This window comes from Streptomyces sp. NPDC046465, from assembly GCF_040646035.1.
Taxonomy (GTDB): Bacteria; Actinomycetota; Actinomycetes; order Streptomycetales; family Streptomycetaceae; genus Streptomyces.
This window is the reverse complement of the sequence record NZ_JBEYZK010000011.1, coordinates 257,382-276,200: the sequence shown is the minus strand read 5'-3', so window position 1 is coordinate 276,200 and position 18,819 is coordinate 257,382. Positions and strand designations below refer to the sequence as shown.

General features: G+C 70.4%; 18 protein-coding genes and 1 pseudogene. 7 read left to right on the top strand and 12 right to left on the bottom strand.

Annotation, left to right across the window (positions count from 1 at the left end; all coding sequences use genetic code 11):
* Window positions 1-34: 34 nt before the first annotated feature.
* Entirely contained in the window at window positions 35-1,564 is a 1,530-nt protein-coding gene (locus ABZ953_RS19400; protein WP_361724993.1) for a UDP-N-acetylglucosamine 1-carboxyvinyltransferase, read from the bottom strand.
* A gap of 116 nt (window positions 1,565-1,680) precedes the next feature.
* A complete protein-coding gene (locus tag ABZ953_RS19395) occupies window positions 1,681-3,639 on the bottom strand; it encodes an amidohydrolase (RefSeq protein ID WP_361724990.1) in 1,959 nt (652 codons plus the stop codon).
* Between the two features lie 93 nt (window positions 3,640-3,732).
* Here ABZ953_RS19395 and ABZ953_RS19390 point away from each other — a divergent pair, with 93 nt between their 5' ends.
* Window positions 3,733-4,758 carry a LacI family DNA-binding transcriptional regulator gene (locus tag ABZ953_RS19390; RefSeq protein WP_361724987.1) on the top strand — a complete coding sequence of 342 codons (1,026 nt, stop codon included), beginning with the start codon at window positions 3,733-3,735 and terminating at the stop codon, window positions 4,756-4,758.
* 20 nt (window positions 4,759-4,778) lie between these two features.
* Here the strand turns inward: ABZ953_RS19390 and ABZ953_RS19385 are convergent, their stop codons facing one another.
* On the bottom strand, window positions 4,779-5,372 hold the full coding sequence (locus ABZ953_RS19385; RefSeq protein ID WP_361724984.1) for a TetR family transcriptional regulator: 594 nt from the start codon (window positions 5,370-5,372) through the stop codon (window positions 4,779-4,781).
* 186 nt (window positions 5,373-5,558) lie between these two features.
* On the opposite strand from ABZ953_RS19385, the gene ABZ953_RS19380 reads away from it, so the two are divergent.
* From ABZ953_RS19380 to acnA, 3 genes are all read left to right on the top strand, one after another.
* Entirely contained in the window at window positions 5,559-6,341 is a 783-nt protein-coding gene (locus ABZ953_RS19380) for a class I SAM-dependent methyltransferase (RefSeq protein ID WP_361725113.1), read from the top strand.
* A 57-nt stretch (window positions 6,342-6,398) separates the two neighbouring features.
* A complete protein-coding gene (locus ABZ953_RS19375; protein WP_361724981.1) occupies window positions 6,399-7,094 on the top strand; it encodes a formylglycine-generating enzyme family protein in 696 nt (231 codons plus the stop codon).
* 264 nt (window positions 7,095-7,358) lie between these two features.
* Window positions 7,359-10,079, top strand: a complete 2,721-nt coding sequence (gene acnA / locus ABZ953_RS19370; protein ID WP_361724978.1) for an aconitate hydratase AcnA — start codon at window positions 7,359-7,361, stop codon at window positions 10,077-10,079.
* Window positions 10,080-10,174: 95 nt separating this feature from the next.
* Here acnA and ABZ953_RS19365 read toward each other — a convergent pair whose 3' ends face one another.
* Window positions 10,175-10,567 (bottom strand): VOC family protein, encoded by a 393-nt coding sequence (locus tag ABZ953_RS19365; protein WP_361724975.1) that lies wholly within the window; start codon window positions 10,565-10,567, stop codon window positions 10,175-10,177.
* Window positions 10,568-10,786: 219 nt separating this feature from the next.
* Here ABZ953_RS19365 and ABZ953_RS19360 point away from each other — a divergent pair, with 219 nt between their 5' ends.
* Complete coding sequence (locus ABZ953_RS19360) at window positions 10,787-11,959, top strand: S1 family peptidase (RefSeq protein ID WP_361724972.1); 1,173 nt, start codon at window positions 10,787-10,789, stop codon at window positions 11,957-11,959.
* 72 nt (window positions 11,960-12,031) lie between these two features.
* Here the strand turns inward: ABZ953_RS19360 and ABZ953_RS19355 are convergent, their stop codons facing one another.
* The 5 genes from ABZ953_RS19355 to ABZ953_RS19335 all read right to left on the bottom strand — a co-directional run bounded on the left by ABZ953_RS19355 (window position 12,032) and on the right by ABZ953_RS19335 (window position 14,601).
* Window positions 12,032-12,385 carry a hypothetical protein gene (locus ABZ953_RS19355; RefSeq protein ID WP_361724969.1) on the bottom strand — a complete coding sequence of 118 codons (354 nt, stop codon included), beginning with the start codon at window positions 12,383-12,385 and terminating at the stop codon, window positions 12,032-12,034.
* Window positions 12,382-12,945, bottom strand: coding sequence for a hypothetical protein (locus ABZ953_RS19350; protein WP_361724966.1), 564 nt, complete (start codon window positions 12,943-12,945; stop codon window positions 12,382-12,384). Before ABZ953_RS19350 ends, ABZ953_RS19355 begins: the two co-directional genes overlap by 4 nt.
* A gap of 187 nt (window positions 12,946-13,132) precedes the next feature.
* Window positions 13,133-13,516, bottom strand: coding sequence for a VOC family protein (locus ABZ953_RS19345; RefSeq protein WP_361724963.1), 384 nt, complete (start codon window positions 13,514-13,516; stop codon window positions 13,133-13,135).
* A 6-nt stretch (window positions 13,517-13,522) separates the two neighbouring features.
* Window positions 13,523-13,777 carry a DUF397 domain-containing protein gene (locus tag ABZ953_RS19340; protein ID WP_361724960.1) on the bottom strand — a complete coding sequence of 85 codons (255 nt, stop codon included), beginning with the start codon at window positions 13,775-13,777 and terminating at the stop codon, window positions 13,523-13,525.
* Window positions 13,774-14,601 (bottom strand): helix-turn-helix transcriptional regulator, encoded by an 828-nt coding sequence (locus ABZ953_RS19335; RefSeq protein ID WP_361724958.1) that lies wholly within the window; start codon window positions 14,599-14,601, stop codon window positions 13,774-13,776. The genes ABZ953_RS19340 and ABZ953_RS19335 overlap by 4 nt, the downstream gene beginning before the upstream one ends.
* 111 nt (window positions 14,602-14,712) lie before the next feature.
* On the opposite strand from ABZ953_RS19335, the gene ABZ953_RS19330 reads away from it, so the two are divergent.
* Window positions 14,713-15,282 carry an ATP-binding protein gene (locus ABZ953_RS19330; RefSeq protein WP_361724955.1) on the top strand — a complete coding sequence of 190 codons (570 nt, stop codon included), beginning with the start codon at window positions 14,713-14,715 and terminating at the stop codon, window positions 15,280-15,282.
* Between the two features lie 455 nt (window positions 15,283-15,737).
* Here ABZ953_RS19330 and ABZ953_RS19325 read toward each other — a convergent pair whose 3' ends face one another.
* The 3 genes and pseudogenes from ABZ953_RS19325 to ABZ953_RS19315 form a co-directional block, all read right to left on the bottom strand.
* Entirely contained in the window at window positions 15,738-16,256 is a 519-nt protein-coding gene (locus tag ABZ953_RS19325) for a hypothetical protein (protein WP_361724952.1), read from the bottom strand.
* Between the two features lie 32 nt (window positions 16,257-16,288).
* Window positions 16,289-16,426, bottom strand: a pseudogene (locus ABZ953_RS19320) (IS630 family transposase); the annotation flags it as partial.
* Between the two features lie 36 nt (window positions 16,427-16,462).
* On the bottom strand, window positions 16,463-16,795 hold the full coding sequence (locus tag ABZ953_RS19315; protein WP_361724949.1) for a glyoxalase superfamily protein: 333 nt from the start codon (window positions 16,793-16,795) through the stop codon (window positions 16,463-16,465).
* A 643-nt stretch (window positions 16,796-17,438) separates the two neighbouring features.
* Here ABZ953_RS19315 and ABZ953_RS19310 point away from each other — a divergent pair.
* Window positions 17,439-18,794, top strand: coding sequence for a hypothetical protein (locus ABZ953_RS19310; RefSeq protein WP_361724946.1), 1,356 nt, complete (start codon window positions 17,439-17,441; stop codon window positions 18,792-18,794).
* Window positions 18,795-18,819: the final 25 nt, after the last annotated feature.

The following is an 18,819-nucleotide window of genomic DNA, read 5'->3' as shown; positions in this document are numbered from 1 at the left end:
TGAGCCGCCCGGGTCCGGCGGTGCGGCATCCCGCTCAGATGTCCCGGAACGTCTCGATCTGCGCGCCCACCGAGTTCAGGCGCTCCGCCAGGTCCTCGTAACCGCGGTTGATCACGTACACGTTGCGCAGCACGGACGTGCCCTCGGCCGCCATCATCGCGAGCAGCACGACGACGGCGGGCCGCAGGGCGGGCGGGCACATCATCTCGGCGGCGCGCCAGCGGGTCGGGCCCTCCACCAATACCCGGTGCGGGTCGAGGAGTTGGAGGCGGCCGCCGAGGCGGTTCAGGTCGGTGAGATAGATCGCCCGGTTGTCGTACACCCAGTCGTGGATCAGCGTCTTGCCCTGCGCCGCCGCCGCGATGGCCGCGAAGAAGGGGACGTTGTCGATGTTCAGGCCGGGGAACGGCATCGGGTGGATCTTGTCGATCGGCGCCTCCAGCTTGGAGGGGCGCACGGTGAGGTCGATCAGGCGCGTACGGCCGTTGTCGGCGGGGTACTCCGCCGTGCGGTCGTGGTCGAGGCCCATCTCCTCGAGGACCGCGAGCTCGATCTCCAGGAACTCGATGGGCACCCGGCGGACCGTCAGCTCGGACTCCGTGACGACGGCGGCGGCCAGCAGGCTCATCGCCTCGACCGGGTCCTCGGAGGGGGAGTAGTCGACGTCGACGTCGATGGTGGGGACGCCGTGCACGGTCAGCGTGGTCGTGCCGATGCCCTCGACCTCGACGCCCAGCGCCTCCAGGAAGAAGCACAGGTCCTGGACCATGTAGTTCGACGAGGCGTTGCGGATGACGGTGGTGCCCGCGCTGCGCGCCGCGGCGAGGAGCGCGTTCTCGGTGACCGTGTCCCCGCGTTCGGTGAGGACGATGGGGCGGTCGGGGCTGACGTCGCGTGCGACCTCGGCGTGATACAGCCCCTCGGTCGCCGCGATGTCCAGACCGAACCGGCGCAGCGCGATCATGTGTGGCTCGATCGTGCGGGTGCCGAGGTCGCAGCCGCCCGCGTACGGCAGCTTGAAGTGGTCCAGGCGGTGCAGCAGCGGGCCGAGGAACATGATGATGGAGCGGGTGCGACGGGCGGCCTCCGCGTCGATGGCCTCCATCTCCAGCCTGGCGGGCGGCACGATCTCCAGGTCGATGCCGTCGTTGATCCAACGGGTGCGTACGCCGATGGAGTTGAGCACCTCGAGGAGGCGGTAGACCTCCTCGATGCGGGCGACGCGGCGCAGCACCGTACGCCCCTTGTTCAGGAGGGACGCGCAGAGCAGCGCCACGCACGCGTTCTTGCTCGTCTTGACGTCGATGGAGCCGGAGAGCCGGCGGCCACCGACCACTCGCAGGTGCATCGGCCCGGCATAGCCGAGCGACACGATCTCGCTGTCGAGCGCCTCGCCGATCCGGGCGATCATCTCAAGGCTGATGTTCTGGTTGCCGCGCTCGATGCGGTTCACGGCGCTCTGGCTTGTGGAGAGCGCCTCGGCGAGCTGCGTCTGTGTCCAGCCCCGATGCTGCCGGGCGTCACGGATGAGCTTGCCGATGCGTACGAGGTAGTCGTCTGCCATGCGTCGAAGGCTATCTCAGATATGAGATGAAGGCCGTGCTGGGGTAGGCCATATGGGGATCGGCCGTCCGGTGGCTTTTCCCGCCCGGAAGTCCGCCCGGAAGTCCGCCCGGGAGGTCAGCCGCACCCGCACGAGGCGTGCCGCCCGCCGTGCACCGACGCGTACGACGTGGGCCGGGGCCCCGCCGCCGCCCGCGTCACTCGGGCGGCGGCCGCGCGTCCTGCCGACGACTCCGCGTCGTGCACCACTGTGCCTCCGACCAGCGTGAGGCGCACCTCGGACGAGCTGATATCAGCCACCGGACACCGCGTCACATCGCGGTCGAGCAGCACGAGATCGGCTGCTTTTCCCCTCTCCACGGTCCCGGTGACGTGCTCCGAGCGGAGTTGACGCGCGGTGCCCAAGGTGTGCATGAGCAGGGAGGACGTCCGGCTGATCCCTTCCTGTGCCCGGTAGAGATCGCCCTCGCCCGCCATGCCCTCGCGGTCGACCGCGGTGCGGATCTGATTCCAGACCTGCAGAGGGTCGACCGGCCAGTCCGAGCCACCCGCGAGCGCCGCGCGCCGCTCGCGCAGGCTGCGCGCCGGGTAGAGCCGCCGGTGGCGCGCGGCGCCGATGTAGGGCAGCAGGGCGTCCATGGTCCAGACGTTGCGCGTGGCCCACTGGAGCTGCATGCACGCCACGACACCGAGCGCGGCGAAGCGCGGCAGGTCGGCGGGGTCGACCAGCTGGAGATGGGCGGTGGTGTTGCGGACATCGCGGCGGCCGGTCCTGCGCAGGGCGTACGCGTATCCGTCGAGGGAGGTGCGCACGGCGCGGTCGCCGATGGCGTGGGCGTGCATCTGCCAGCCCTCGGCGTTGAAGGCGGCGCTGAGCCGTCCGTAGTCGGCGGCGCTCACGTACAGGTCGCCGCGGTGGTCCGTGGGTGTGCCGTCCTCGTCCAGATAGGGGGCGAGCAGGGCGGCGGTCTGGGCCGGGTACTCGATGACACCGTCGAGGAAGACCTTGACCGTGCCGAAGCGCAGCCCGGGTACGTCCGAGAACCGATCCCGCAGCCCCTTCGCGTACGCGAGCGCGGCGGCCGGGTCCTTCGTCAGGTCGGCGTCGAGGCGCAGGGCGGGCACGATGCGCTGGAGCAGCCGGTCCGACTCGGCGAGCCGCTGATAGAGCTTCAGCTCGTCGTGCCCCACCACGGCTTCCATGAAGGTGGTGATCCCGGACGCGGCGGCCTCGGCGAGGATTTTCGCGGCGGCATCGGCCAACCGGGTCCCGTCGGGCTCGGGGATGTGCCGGGTGACGATCGGCTGGGCGTCGTCCTTGAGCACGCCGGTCGGCTTCCCGTCCGTGCCCTTGACGATCTTTCCGCCGACCGGGTCGGGGGTGCTCGCGGTGACCTTCGCGATGTCCAGGGCGCGCTGATTGGCCCACAGGTTGTGGCCGTCCCCGCCGCGCAGGGCGATGGGGCGCCGGGTCGGCAGGGCGTCGAGCATCGAGTGGTGCGGGGCCGTGCCGCGGGGGAGCAGCCCGACCGGATTCCAGTCCTCCACCACCAGCCAGCCGTCGGGCTCCTGCTCGGCGGAGTCCTTCAGGAAGCCGGTCAGCGTCTTCCGCAGCTCCTCGACGGTCTGCTCGGCCCCCGCGAGCGACGGCCGCAGCGAACGGCTCGCGGCGTCCATCGGGTGGGCGTGCCCGTCGTGGATGCCGCTCATGAGGGTGCCGCCCCGCGCGTCCACCACGTCGGTGTCGCGCCCCACGAAGCGCCTGACGGCGGAGTCCGGGCCGACGGCGAGGATCCGCCCGTCCCGCCCGACGGCCACCGCATCGGGGCAGCCGCGGCCCGAAGTGCCGGTGCCCGAAGCGCCGGTGCTCGAAGTGCCGGTGAAGACGCGGGCGTTGTGCACGACGAGAGCGGCGGACCTGCGGGGCGACGAGGCCGCGGCGGGACCCGCCGCGGTGACGGTGAGGCCGATGGCCCCTGCGGTTACGGCGACTCCGGCGACTCCGGCGGCTCCCGCGGTGGCGAGGAGGCCGCGCCGGGAGAGGGCGGAGGGCACGGGGACGGGCGGCTGGGGCATGACCACACTCCAAGACGTAGCGGCTGCGAGTGGGGGAACCCTCGACGAGTAATCCGTTAACCAGAACCCGCCCCGGACGACGGATTCCGTACGATGAGCCGCGTGCCAGGGCCGACTCTCGCCGACATAGCCCGCGCCGCGGAGGTTTCGACGGCGACGGTCTCGCACGCCCTCAACGGCACCGGCAGGGTCGGCGAGGCCACCCGCCGCCGGGTCCGCGAGACCGCGACCCGGCTCGGCTACGGCACCCCGGGGCCCCCGCGCAGCCGCACCCTGGGCATCGCCGTCACCACGTTCCCCGCCGCCTGGAACTACACCGAGATCGCCTACTTCTCACGCGTGGTCACGGCGGCCACCTCGGCGGCCCACGCCCGCGGCTACGCCCTCACCACGCTCCCCGCCGACCGTGCCGCCGACGACTCCTGGCACCGGCTCGCCGTCGACGGCATGCTGATCGTGGACAGCCCGCGCGGCGACCCCATGGTCCGCGCCCTGCGCGCCCGCGGTGTCCCCCTCGTCTTCGACGGCCTCCCCGGCGACCCGCGCCCCGGCGACCACTGGGTCGACAACGACCACGACACGACCACCCGCCAGGTCCTCGACCACCTCGCCGCCGCCGGTGCCCGCCGGACCGCCCTTCAGTCGGGCAACGGCGACGAGCACTACGCCCGCGCCGTGACGACGGCGTACGAACAGTGGTGCGCGGAGCGCGGCGCGGCCCCGCTGGTCGTGCCCTTCGACCCGGACGACGGCCAGGGGCACGCCCTCGACACGCTGCTGACGTGCCGGGACCGCGTCGACGCCGTCTATGCCGCCTACGACCCCGGCGGCCGCCAGCTCCTCGCCGCGGCGAGGCGGCACGGGCTGCGCGTCCCCGACGACCTGCGCGTGGTCTGCGCGAGCGAGGACCCCGCCTACGAGACGACCGACCCGCCCGTCACCACGGTGACCCTCGACCCGGAACGGACGGCCCACGCCGCCGTCGCCGTTCTCGTGGACCTGATCGAGGGCAGGAGCACGCCGCTCCGGGGCCCGGTCGTCGTACCGGCGGGGCTGCTGGTCCGCGCGTCGTCGGGAACCGGTCCGGGCCCGCACAGCGGCAGGTCACACCGGCCGTAGGGCGCACCGGCGCCGGAGACTCATGCCTCCCCCGCGGCTCCTCCGACCACCGACGCCACGACCTTCCGTACCGCCCCCGGTTCCGGCGGCGCGCCCTCCCGCCCGGCGAAGAGCAGGTGCCCGCTGCCGATCAGGGTGAGCGCGAGCGTATCGACGTCGGCGTCCGCGGCGAGACGGCCCAGCTCGCGCTCCGCCGCGAGGTAGCCGATGAGCACGGCTCCGGCCTCCGTCAGCAGGGGGATGCCGACCGGTGTGGTCCGGCGCAGCCGTGCGCGCAGGGCGTCCCGCGAGGTGATGAGCCCGAGGATGCCCAGGGCGGCCGACCCGAACAGCTCCGTCAGGGCGTCGGTCACATGACCGGTGACGGTGCCGGTCCCGGCGGCGGCGCGCAGCGCATCGCCCTGCTCGGTGATCCTGCCGATGCGGTCGAGCACCAGCTCGGCGAGGAAGGCGTCGAAGTCGTCGAAGTGCCGGTGCAGGACCCCTTTGGCGCAGCGGGCCTCCGTGGTGACCGCGCGACTGGTCAGGGCGTTCGGCCCGGCGCGGAGCAGAACGCGCTCGGCGGCGTCGAACAACTGCTCGCGCACATCGCGGATGGCGACTCCGGTCGGCACGTGTGCCTCTCCTTCTTCGGCCCCTACCGAACTGTGGTCGCCCGTACGTACGTTGACGAGTGGGCACGTGCCCACCATAGTGGGCGCATGCCCACTATGCCTGAGAACGGGCCCGGCAAGGAGCCCCACGAGCCCCACGAGCCCCACGAGTCCGACGAGTCCGACGAGCCCCACCGGTACCGCCGGATCGCGGAGTCCTTCGGTGTGGACGCCGAACGCTACGACCGCACCCGCCCTCGCTACCCGGATGCCCTGATCGGCCGGATCCTCACCGGCGGGTCCGTCACCGGTGGCCCCCGGCCCGCCGTTCTCGACGTCGGCTGCGGCACCGGCATCGCGGCCCGGCAGTTGCAGGCGGCGGGTTGCTCCGTGCTCGGGGTCGAGCCCGACGGCCGGATGGCGGAGCTGGCGCGGCGGCTCGGAGTCGAGTCCGAGGTGGCGGCGGTCGAGGATTGGGAGCCCGCGGGCCGACGCTTCGACGCGGTGGTCTCCGGTCAGGCCTGGCACTGGGTCGACCCGGTCGCGGGGGCGGCCAAGGCCGCGCGGGTGCTGCGCCACGGCGGGCGCCTGGTGGCGTTCTGGAACGTGCCCGAGCCGCCGCCCGCCGTGGCGGAGGCGTTCGCCGAGGCCTACCGGACGGAGGCCCCCGATTCCCCGATCGCGGTCCAGTCGACGTCGCCCCTGGCGAACGACGCCTACCGGCCCATCCTCGACAAAGTCACGGACGGCATCCGGCGGGCGGGCGGCTTCGGCGCACCCGAGGAGTGGCGTTTCGACTGGGAGCACGTCTACACCCGGGACGCCTGGCTGGACCAACTGCCGACCCAGGGCGCCCTCACCGGACTCCCGCCGGACGGCCGGTCCCGGATCATGGACGCGGTCGGCGCGGCCGTCGACGCACTGGGCGGCGCCTTCACGATGAAGTACGCGACGCTGGCGGTCGCCGCGGAGCGCACAGCGGACGCCTGACTAAGATCCACACCTCATGAGCACGAGCACGAGATGCGCACGAGCACGAGCACGAGCATGAGCGCGAGCACTGGCTTCGAGCCCGAGATGGTCCCCGTCCCGCCGGGCCGGGTCACTCTGTCGGACCGCAGGACCCGCCGCAGCTGGCAGGCCGAGGTCGCGCCCTGCCGCCTCTCGGCGTTCCCGGTCACCCAGGCGCTGTACGCGGAGGTCACCGGCGAGCGGCCCGGCGCCGCCCACGGCGATCTGCTGCCGGTCGAAGGCGTCTCCTGGCGGGACGCGGTCCTCTTCTGCAACGCCCTGTCCCGGCGCGACGGCCACACGCCCGCCTACCGCCTCGACGCCGAGAGCCTCGCCGAGGGCCGCGACGAGACGGTCGAGTGGGACACGGCGGCCGACGGATACCGGCTGCCGACCGAGGCCGAGTGGGAGCACGCCTGCCGCGCAGGAACGACGGGCCCGCACTACGCCCCGCTCGACGACATCGCCTGGTACCGCGGCAACTCGGGGGAGCGCCTCCACGAGGTCGGCGGCAAGCGCCCCAACGCCTGGGGCCTGTACGACATGCTCGGCAACGTCTGGGACTGGTGCTGGGACGTCTACGACGCGGAGGTCTACGGCACGTACCGGGTGCTGCGCGGTGGAGGCTGGTTCGACGAACACTGGAGCTGCCGCGCCTCCGCCCGCCGCCGCAGTCACCCGAGCTACCGCGTCGACGACGTGGGCTTCCGCCTGGCCCGCTCCGGCCCGTGAGGGACCGCACATGGGCCGCACGGAGGGCGCACGGGGGCCGCACAGAGGCCGCGCCGAGCCACCCGTCGGCGATGGCGGGCGGGCGCGCCTCGTCGTACGCACGGGTCATGTACTAGAGTTATCTCGACATCGAGATATCTGCCGAGGCGCACCAGAAGCCGCCACTCGGTAAGGGTTACCTAACTAAGCCTTACCTTAGCGGATCGACGAGGAGTCGTGGCGGCAGGATGTGAGCGAACGCGCACAAATATGAAGGAGACTGTCGTGTCGGCGAACAGCTTCGACGCCCGCAGCACGCTGCGCGTGGGCGACGAGTCGTACGAGATCTTCAAGCTGGACAAGGTCGAAGGCGCCGCACGGCTGCCCTACAGCCTGAAGGTCCTCCTTGAGAACCTGCTCCGTACCGAGGACGGCGCGAACATCACCGCCGACCACATCCGCGCACTCGGCGACTGGGACTCCCAGGCTCAGCCGTCGCAGGAGATCCAGTTCACGCCGGCCCGCGTGATCATGCAGGACTTCACCGGCGTGCCCTGCGTCGTGGACCTCGCGACGATGCGTGAGGCCGTCAAGGAGCTCGGCGGTGACGCGGACAAGATCAACCCGCTGGCCCCGGCCGAGCTGGTCATCGACCACTCCGTGATCGCCGACAAGTTCGGCACGTCGGACGCCTTCGGCCAGAACGTGGAGCTGGAGTACGGCCGCAACAAGGAGCGCTACCAGTTCCTGCGCTGGGGCCAGACCGCCTTCGACGAGTTCAAGGTCGTCCCCCCGGGCACCGGCATCGTCCACCAGGTCAACATCGAGAAGCTGGCCCGTACGGTCATGGTCCGGGGCGGCCAGGCCTACCCCGACACCCTGGTCGGCACGGACTCGCACACCACGATGGTCAACGGCCTCGGCGTGCTCGGCTGGGGCGTCGGCGGCATCGAGGCCGAGGCCGCGATGCTCGGCCAGCCGGTCTCCATGCTCATCCCGCGCGTCGTCGGCTTCAAGCTGACCGGTGAGCTGCCCGCCGGCACCACCGCCACCGACCTGGTGCTGACCATCACCGAGATGCTGCGCAAGCACGGTGTCGTCGGCAAGTTCGTCGAGTTCTACGGCGAGGGTGTGGCGGCCACGAGCCTCGCCAACCGCGCCACCATCGGCAACATGTCGCCGGAGTTCGGCTCCACCGCCGCGATCTTCCCGATCGACGACGAGACCCTGAAGTACCTGCGCCTGACCGGCCGTGACGACCAGCAGGTCGCGCTCGTCGAGGCATACGCCAAGGAGCAGGGCCTCTGGCTGGACCCGGCCGCCGAGCCGGACTTCTCGGAGAAGCTGGAGCTCGACCTCTCCACGGTCGTCCCCTCCATCGCAGGCCCGAAGCGTCCGCAGGACCGCATCATCCTGGCCAACGCCGCGCAGCAGTTCGCCCTCGACGTGCGCAACTACGTCGACACCGCGGACGAGGCCGGCGAGGAGTCCTTCCCGGCCTCCGACGCCCCCGCCACCACCAACGGCACCCCGTCGCGTCCCACCACGGTCACGGCCCCCGACGGCTCGACCTACGAGATCGACCACGGTGCGGTGACGGTCGCGGCCATCACCTCCTGCACCAACACCTCGAACCCGTACGTGATGGTCGCCGCCGCGCTCGTCGCGAAGAAGGCCGTCGAGAAGGGCCTGACCCGCAAGCCGTGGGTCAAGACCACCCTCGCCCCGGGCTCCAAGGTCGTCACCGACTACTTCGACAAGGCGGGGCTCACCCCCTACCTCGACAAGGTCGGCTTCAACCTCGTCGGCTACGGCTGCACCACCTGCATCGGCAACTCGGGCCCGCTGCCCGAGGAGGTCTCGAAGGCCGTCAACGACCACGACCTCGCGGTCACCTCGGTCCTCTCCGGCAACCGGAACTTCGAAGGCCGCATCAACCCCGACGTCAAGATGAACTACCTGGCGTCCCCGCCGCTGGTCGTCGCGTACGCGCTCGCGGGCTCCATGAAGGTGGACATCACCACCGAGGCGCTCGGCACCGACCAGGACGGCAACCCGGTCTTCCTCAAGGACATCTGGCCCTCCGAGGCCGAGGTGAACGACGTCGTCGCCAACTCCATCGGCGAGGACATGTTCAACAAGTCCTACCAGGACGTCTTCGCGGGCGACGCCCAGTGGCAGGCCCTCTCGATCCCCACCGGCAACACCTTCGAGTGGGACGCCGAGTCGACGTACGTCCGTAAGCCCCCCTACTTCGAGGGCATGACGATGGAGACCAGCCCGGTCTCCGACATCGAGGGCGCCCGCGTCCTCGCCAAGCTGGGCGACTCGGTCACCACCGACCACATCTCCCCGGCCGGTGCGATCAAGGCCGACACCCCGGCGGGCAAGTACCTGACGGAGCACGGCGTGCAGCGCCGCGACTTCAACAGCTACGGCTCGCGCCGAGGCAACCACGAGGTCATGATTCGCGGCACCTTCGCGAACATCCGCCTGCGCAACCAGCTCGCGCCGGGCACCGAGGGCGGCTTCACCCGCGACTTCACCCAGGCCGACGGCCCGGTGTCGTTCATCTACGACGCCTCGCGCAACTACATCGACCAGGGCACCCCGCTCGTCATCCTGGGCGGCAAGGAGTACGGCTCCGGCTCGTCCCGCGACTGGGCCGCCAAGGGCACCGCGCTGCTCGGCGTCAAGGCCGTCATCACCGAGTCGTACGAGCGCATCCACCGCTCGAACCTCATCGGCATGGGCGTCCTGCCGCTGCAGTTCCCGGAGGGCCAGACCGCCGACTCCCTCGGCCTGACCGGCGAGGAGACCTTCTCCTTCACCGGCGTGACCGAGCTGAACGAGGGCACGACCCCCCGCACGGTGAAGGTCACCACCGACACCGGCGTGGAGTTCGACGCGGTCGTCCGCATCGACACCCCCGGCGAGGCGGACTACTACCGCAACGGCGGCATCATGCAGTACGTGCTGCGCAGCCTGATCCGCAAGCAGGCCTGATCCGCAAGCAGGCCTGAGCCACGCAGCAGTTGAGCACGCAGTAGTCGAGGCCCGCACCCCGTCGCGTACGGGGTGCGGGCCTCGTCGTTCTCCGGCTACTTCTGCGGCCACCCGCCGTAGGGGACGGTGATGAGCTCCATCGCGTGCTCCGCCGGGTCCAGGAAGTACACGCCCTTGCCGCCGTCGTTGCGATTGATCTCACCGGGCTGCTTCTGGTGCGGATCGGCCCAGTGCCGGATGCCGCGCGCCCCGATCTTCTCGTAGGCGGCGTCGAACTCCGCCTCGGAGACCAGGAAGGCGTAGTGCTGCGGGGTGATGTGCTCGGCCGGAATGGTGGCGAAGTCCAGAGTGACTCCGTTGCTCAGGGCCACCGCGACGAACGGCCCCCATTCTCCGGCGACTTCGAGCCCGAGCAGATCCGCGAAGAACTCGGCGGACTCCCGGTTGTCCCGGGCGTGGACGATCGTGTGATTCAGCTGTACCGACAAGGAATGCCTCCAACGGGCATGTCCCGACACCTCCATGCCTCACCCAGCCGGTGACCGACACGCGATGTCGCCGTGGATCTTAGCAGTGCCCTCCCGGCGGCAGGTATGGACTTGTCCGCACCGCCTCCGTACGCTCATCCGCACCATGGATTGAGAGCGCTCTCAATAGTTCAACTCCCGTTCACCAAACCCCCGTTGGCACGACGAGAGGACCCCCCTGTGAGACGCACGCCCAAGTCCAGCACCCGCCTCGGCCTGTCGGCCGTACTCCTGACGGCCGCCTGCATCGGCACCGGCCTCACCCCCGTCACCGCTGCCGCCGACAGCGGGAGCACGAGCCGGGCCCCCGCCTCCGACGCCCTGCTGCGGGCCATGCAGCGCGACCTGGGCCTCAGCCCCGCCGCCGCGCGTGAGCGGCTCGCCGACGAGAAGCAGGCCGTCAAGACCGAGCGCGCGGCGCGGAAGGCGGCCGGTGCGGCCTACGGTGGGGCGTGGTTCGACGCCGGGCGCGGGCGGCTCACCGTCGCCGTGACCGAGCGGGGCGCGGCGGCGGACGTCCGCGAGGCGGGCGCAGACGTCCGCTTCGTCGAGCACAGCGCCGCGGGCCTCGATGCGGCGAGGAAGCGCGTAGACCGGCTCGCCGTCACAACCAAGGCGCCCTCGGGCGTGGCCAGTTGGCGGGTGGACGCGCGGGCCAACCGGGTCGTGGTGGACATCGTCGAAGGCCACCGTGCCGACAACGATGTCACAGCCTTCCTGCGACGCGCTCGCGCCACCGCGCCCGTAAAGGTGGGCACGGTCCCCGGCGCCCCGAGCACCTTCGCCGCCGGAACCGTCGGCGGCGACCCGTACTACACCGGCAACGTCCGCTGCTCCATCGGCTTCTCCGTGCACGGCGGCTTCATCACGGCCGGGCACTGCGGCAAGGCGGGCGCGGGCGTGCGCGGCTGGGACAACTCCACCATCGGCTCGTTCCAGGGCTCTTCGTTCCCCGACAACGACTACGCGTGGGTGTCCGTCGGCAGCGGCTGGTGGACCGTGCCGGTCGTGCTCGGCTGGGGCGCCATCCCCGACCGGCTGGTCAAGGGCTCCGCGGAGATGCCGGTCGGCACGTCGATCTGCCGCTCCGGTTCCACCACGAAGTGGCACTGCGGCAATCTGCTCGCCAAGAACGAGACGGTCAACTACTCGGGCGGCGCCGTCGTGCACCAGCTCACCAAGACCAGCGTCTGCGCCGAGGGCGGCGACTCGGGCGGCTCGTTCATCAGCGGCGACCAGGCCCAGGGCGTGACGTCCGGCGGCTGGGGCAACTGCAGCAGCGGCGGCGAGACGTGGTTCCAGCCTGTGAACGAGATCCTCTCGCGGTACGGGCTGAGGCTGCACACCGCCTGATCCTGCCTGACTGGGATACGGGTCAGAGGGCGCCCGGCAATCGATCGACCGGGCGCCCTCCTTCCCCTCCCGCTACACCAGCGTGCGCGGATCGACCCCGCCCGGAAGCAACTTCACCTCTGCCACTCCGCGCGTGCCGAAGCCCGCCTCGCCGAGCGCCCGGCGCGTCTCCGTGACGGCGAGATCAACGGCCTGGCCGGGTGTCATGCCCTCGACCTGGAAGACGCCGCCCGCCGCCGCGACCGCCCCCGCGGGGCCGTCCGGGCTCGGAGCGGTGGCCGTCGCGACGAACTCGTAGGCCTCGCCCATGGCGCCCATGAGCTGTTCGCACAACTCCGGCCAGTCCGGTGCGGGAGCGGCCAGCAGCAGCTCCACATGCACTTCCCACGCGTCGTCCACGGTCACACCCTTTTCCGCTGCGCTCACGGAGCCTTCACGTAGCGCTGCTTGCTGTCGGCCTTCGCGCTCGTCCCCTTGTACGGGGACACGATCTGGGCGGTCGAGTGGCCCCAGAAGTTGGCCGAGTACTTGACCTTCTTGCCGTTCGCCACCGGAGTGTAGAACGTGGCCGTGTTGCCGAGCGTCCCCATCTTGCGCGTCTCCGAGGACGTCGCCGCGGTCTGCTCGAACTGGCCCGAGTAGTACTTCAGCTTCCCGGTCACCTTCACCTGGACCGTGGGGATGTTGCCGAAGCACTGCACCCGCGTCTTGTAGATGACGCTCTTCGCGCCCTTCGACCAGTGCGGGGTGTCGGCCGTGACCTTGCAGTACGCCTGCTTCACGTCCCGCTTGGCGGGCGCGCCCGCCTTCGCGGGAGCGGCGAGCTCCGTGATCACGGTCTGCGCCGAACGGCCCTCGCTGCGAGCGCTTTCGCCACCGCTGTGGCCCGATTCGACCGCTCCCGCGGAGGTGGCGAAGAGGAGGCTCCCGAGGAGAGAGGCGGACATCCCGACGCCGTAGCAGATGCGACGCGCAGACTTTTCCATGTGACGATCCCTCGTTTTTGCTGACGTTGTGCAGAACCCCGTGGCCAGGGGCAAGGTCATCTTTTCCTGATTACGTGAGGATCAGTCGGGGCCGGGGCATGTCGATGATCACGCTGTGCGGAAGCAACCGAAGGCGGTTTCAGGACATCTGACTACTGATCACGGGGCGGTGGGATGCCCGCTGCCCTTAAAGCGGCTGGAGCCGACGACGCAGCAGGCAGAACTCGTTGCCCTCGGGGTCGGCCAGAACCTGCCAGCCCTCGTCCCCGGTCTGCCCGACGTCGACAGACTTGGCCCCGAGAGCGAGCAGCCGTTCCAACTCGGCGTCCTGGTCGCGGTCGGTGGCGTTGACGTCAATGTGCAACGGCAGCTTCCCGGTCCGGGGATCACTGCTGGGGCTGAGGACGAGAGTGGGCTGCGGCCCGCCGAACCCGACGCCGGGCGGCCCGATCTCGATGCTCCCGTCGTCCTCGCGCCCCACTTCGACGTAACCGAGCACGTCACACCAGAACGAGGCGAGCCGCTCGGGATCGGCGCAGTCGAGGACGAGTTCACTGATGCGGCAGGCCATGACGGGTCAGGGGGCCGAGCGGCGACGCGTCAGGGGGAGGAAGGCGGTCCAGGCGGCCGGGGCGACGGAGAAGTGCGGGGCGTCCGGGTTCTTGGAGTCGCGGATGTGGATGGCGGTGGGGTGGGCGGCGATTTCGAGGCAGGCGCCGCCTTCGCCACTGCTGTACGTCGACTTGCGCCAGGTGTAGGCGACTTCGAGACACTGGCCGCCTTCGCTGCCGCTGTAGCTCGACTTGAACCACTCACGTGCGGTGCCGCTCATTGCTCTCCTAGCAGACGGTCCAGCAGGTCCCTGGTGTCCTCGGGATTGAGGGCCTGCGTTCGCAGCATCGCATACTTCTGCGTCAGGATCGCCACCTCGTCCGGATCGGCGATCAGGTGGCTACCACGCTGGGTTTCGGAGTAGGCGAGCCGCTGGTGCTCTGGGGTTTCGAGCAGGATGAATGGGCCTTCGAGCCCTGCGTGCGCGCTGCGCCCCAACGGCAGAATTTGCAGAGCCAGTCCGGGCAGTTCGGCGCACTCCCGTAGGTGGCGCAACTGCTCTGCGTACACCTGCCTTCCGCCCAGGTGGTCCCGCAGTGCGGCCTCCCAGATCATGAAGCTTGCCATGGGTGGCTGCTTGCGGTGCAGGATGTCGCGGCGCTCGATCCGGGCTGCGACGAGCTGCTCGATCTCGTCCTTGTCGTACACGGGTACGCGGCTACGGAAGACCGCCCGCGCGTACGCCTCAGTCTGCAAAAGGCCGGGTACCAGCAAGCTCTCGTACCACGAGATCGCAATAGCCTCCCGCTCACAGTCCAGGAACTCCTCCGCCCACCTCGGGATCAGGTCCACCTCCGGCATGTTGTCGACGGCTGTCTGCAGGGTGCGGTTCGTGCCGAGGAAATCGTCCAGCTGGCCCGCCAGGTCCATCTTCAACGGCCGCCGTCCCTGCTCGACGGAGGCGATCAGCTCCTCGCTGATGCGGAACTGCTGGGCCAGGGAGCGCTGTGTGTGGCCCGCCGCCTCCCGGTGGACCGCGAGCAGCGCGCCCACCATCCGCATGGCCGAGGCGTTCCTGCGTGATCGTCGCTTTGGGCTGCTCATACGGTCCAACTCCCCAACAGAAGCCGTGCTTTCACACTTGAAACCCGTACAGCCCGGCCGTACGGGTTCACGTACTGCTTCATTGTGGCAACGGAGAGTGACTATGGTCACGTGAACCGAGAAAGTTTCTACCGGCGCGACCGCCGATCCGTCCCCGCGGCCCGCGCCTTCACCGCTGCCGCGCTCGTGGACTGGGGTATCGGCGGAGAGCGTGCGGACGACATCACGCTCTGCGTGAGCGAGTTGGCGACCAACGCACTGCTGCACGGCGTGCCGCCGGGACGGGGGTTCCGGCTGTATCTGGGCCACGAGGCCGACGTACTCCGTGTCGCGGTGCACGACAGCGGTGACGGGTGGCCGCGGATCGACCTCGAAGAGCGCGAGGACGACGAGTCGGGGCGCGGGCTCCTGCTCGTGGCGGCCCTGGCCGACAAGTGGGGGGTCGCGGAGCGGCTGCCCGGCAAGACGGTGTGGTGCGAGTTCGTCCTTGCGTCGCCCCTTCTCGCGTCACGCCTTCTTTTTGCGGTCGAACCAGATCGTGGCGAGGGTCGGGACGAGGCCTGCCCAGAACAGCGCCTGGGGGGCCGCCCGTTCCGACCACGGGACTTCCGCGAGGAGCAGGGCGCCCACGGCCCAGATCGCGGCCATCGATACGAGGAACCAGAGCCGTTGGCCGAGTGATGAACTGGCACTTCGCCATCATCTCGACGGCCTCGCGCAGCTTCTGCACGATCTGCTCGTACCGGTCGACGCTGACGTTGCCGATCTTCTCCGAGCCCGGCACCACACCCACCCCTGCCCGGCCGGAGCGCGGACTCGTAGCCGTGGAGAAAGGGACTCCGGCCCACTTGGTACGGGCAGAATCTGCCCGCCAGCCGGTGCCGCAAAGGCGTACCGCCACGGCGTACGGAGCACCCGAAAGCTCTCCGCAAAGCCCACTGCCGGACCACCGCGAGAGCAGGGCCTCATGGGCAGCGAGCCCGTCACTGAGGCGCGTGTACGAGGTCAGCCGAGGTTCGAAGATGGGTTCTCAGCGCCGCGGCGAAGGCGTCCAGCGCGGCCTTGGGTATCCGCACCTCCGCCGGCTTCCGCTCGATCCCCGCCCCACCAAGCTCTTCTCACCGGAGCGGCCCACGTCAGTCTTCGTCGATGCCCATGCTCTCGAAGGTCTCGCGCATCAGCTGGTCGATGGTGCCGGGCTTGTCGACGAGGGAGTCGAAGAGGTCGGCGAGCAGCCACAGCACGAAGCCGTGGACCATCGCTTCTTTCGGCTCGATCGCCCCGAACCGGTCGCGCCACGCCACGGTGTCCATCCCCATCGCGGCCGCCATCAGGACGCCGGTGGCCATCGGCACCTGCTCCGGGTCGGCCATCTCAAAGGTGGGCAGCTTGCGGATCACCGCCGGGATGAGGTCATTCAACGGATCGAGCCGCTTGCCACCGCCGAGTGGCTGAGCGATCAGGTACCCGGTCAGCACCCCCACCAGGAACACCGTGCCCCGCGAGACCTCCTTACGCCCCACGGAGTCCATCGCGGCCTTCACCCGCTGCTGCGCCTCCTGGCGCTCCTTGGCAGGAGTCCCCTTCTCCAGAACCCGGTAGGTGTCCCACGCCGCACGGACCGCCTCATCCACCACTACGCCGTCGCTGCTCATGCAGGCGACCGTAGGCGAGCCGAACTGGTCCGGGGCATGCCCTGCGCGCACAGCAGCACCATCTGTGCCCGCCGCCACGTGACCGCCGAACCGCTGCCCCGGCGGATGATCCGCAACAGACGCTGCCCCTCGTCGTCATCGATCTCGCGGACGCGTACTCGCTCAGCCATCAGCGCAGCTTCCCTGCCGTGCGCTGCCAGCGAGTGTCATTCCGTCGGCGTGCCGATCCGAAGGCGGTTGCCGTCGGGGTCGCGCAGCTCAATCTCACGCGCCCACGGAGCATCATTTGCCTGCACGCCGAACTCGAAAGCGATGGCCTCGACATCACGAACGCGGAGGTAGACCAACGTGTCGGGACGGGCGTCGCCCTTGTGCTCCGACAAGAACAACCGCACCCCGCCCCGGGCGACCTCGACGAACGCGGGAAGGCCCGGTTCGAAGCGGTGTTCCCACTGCTTGGCGAAGCCCAGTCGCTCGTACCACGCGACCGCCGCCGCAGCGTCCTCGACGCGAAGAATGGGAATGACTTCCTCGTCCATGGAGCCATCGTCGCAGACCGCCCAGGGCGAACATTGCCTGATGCGGCACTAGATGCTCAGTGGTGCTGAGGCGCTGGGTCAAGAGGGCGGCACGGTCAAGGGCCTGGTCGGCTTCGTGGAGTCGGCCGGTGAAGGACTGGAAGACGTCGACCTCGGCGTCGCGGGCCCGCCGCCTGACCGGTACCGGACAACAGCGAAGGCCCTCTCCCGTAAGGGGCCTCGTATGAATGGGCCGCGGCAGGCCGCACCTCTGGGGCCCCTCCCGATGGAGCGGTACGCGATGGCTCGGGCGGCGGCGAGCCCAGCCTGGTCATCGTGGCCTGGCCGGTGACGCGGGGCAGGTGGGCGGGACTGTACTTCATCCGCGATGACACGGGCAGTCGGCCCCGTAGGTCACGGCCGTGCCGGGATGCGCCCGCACGGTGCGATGGGCCGTCGCTCGGGTCGCGCGCCGGTACAAGCGGCGTTGCGGCGCGCCGGCCCGGTGCCGCTGGTGATGGAGAGGCGGCTGGGGCACAGGGGTTGACCGGATCACGGCTCGGCGTGCTCGGGCGGGCGAGATTAGCCTCCACTTTCTGACGCAGCGTCAGGCGCAGAAAATCAACAGGGGTGTCAGGTGCGCAGATGGGCTGGGGCAGTCGTGATGGCCGCAACACTGACGGTGTTGGCGGCCGGCGGGGCGGTGGCGCAGGCGGATGAGCCGGACGCAGCCGGGGCGGGGGTCACCTCGCAGGCGCGGGTGGCGCAGGCGCGGGTGGCGCAGCCGCCGCCGCAGGGCAGGCAGCAGGCCGCACCCGAGGCTGCTCCCGGTCCGCGGGTCCACGACAGCTGCCGGGGCTGGGGAGCGGTGCGGGCCCGGGCGAAGGCAGCCGGCGTCGCGCGGGTGGTGTGCGTGCGCTCCGGCGGTGCCCTGTCGGGGCGGGCGAAGCAGGCGGCGTCCCGCACTCTGAAAACGCTCACCGGCGAGGCGCCCGGCGAGGCGCCCGGCGGGCCGCGGCCGGGCGCGGCCCGTGGGGAGCGTGCGCAGCCGCTGCCGCTCTGGTGTGCGAGCCACGTGGACGGGCAGTGGTGGTTCACCCGCCGCGACGCGTGCGCGGCTACCCCTGGCTCGGTGATCGTGAGGGACGTGAACACCGGCGCGGTGACGGGCACGATGGAGTACCACACCGTGGAGTACACCTGGGCCCCTTCCTCCGGGCTCACCTCGGTGTACCAGGTCTCGGTGACGCCACACCGGTACACCGGGACCTCGGCCGCGCTGATGACGCTGCTGGCGACCGGGTCGTGCCGCAGCAACTGCACCCTGAACGCCTCGCCGCCGGTGCGCGAGTTCCTGGCCAAGGACAGGATCGTGACCCGGGAGTTCGGCATGGATGCCACCACGACCGGGCCAGGAGCCCGAGGCCAGGTGTGGTCGAATGTGAACCTCGCCTTCGCGATCCCCAACCAGAGCTTCGGCACCACGCGAGACGTGCAGTCCCTGCCGATCCGCTGCGACAACGACCTGCCGGGCAACAACCTGCCTTCCGGGTGCGTCTTCGAGGGCTACGAGCCTCTGCTCGTCCTGCACTACGACGACCCGGAACTGGGATGGAACGCGCTGCACGTGGGCTGGGCGATCTACTCCGGCCTGCCCAGCCGCCTGAACCGCCTGGCCAACATCGCCGAGTCCACACCCAACCGTGACCGCGCCTGCCCGCGGGGACCTGAGTACCCCCGTCCTGCGGGCTACCAGTGCGACGAGTACCCCTTCGCCTCCACCCAGCAGGGCGCGAAGACCAGCGGCACCGTGCACGCGCCCCGCACCTTCGGCTTCTGCCAGCTCACCGACCAGTGGCCCAACACCCCCGTGGTCAACGGCCCCGTAGGCCCCCAGGGCTGGAGCCGCTGCAACATCCTGGAGGGTCACAACGACAAGGGCGGCAAAGCCCTGAACGCCTTCTACCTCACCGAGCGCATCCTGCCCGGCGATCCCTTCGACGTCGCCACCACTGCCTGACCCTGCCCGCAGGCCTGCCCTGCCC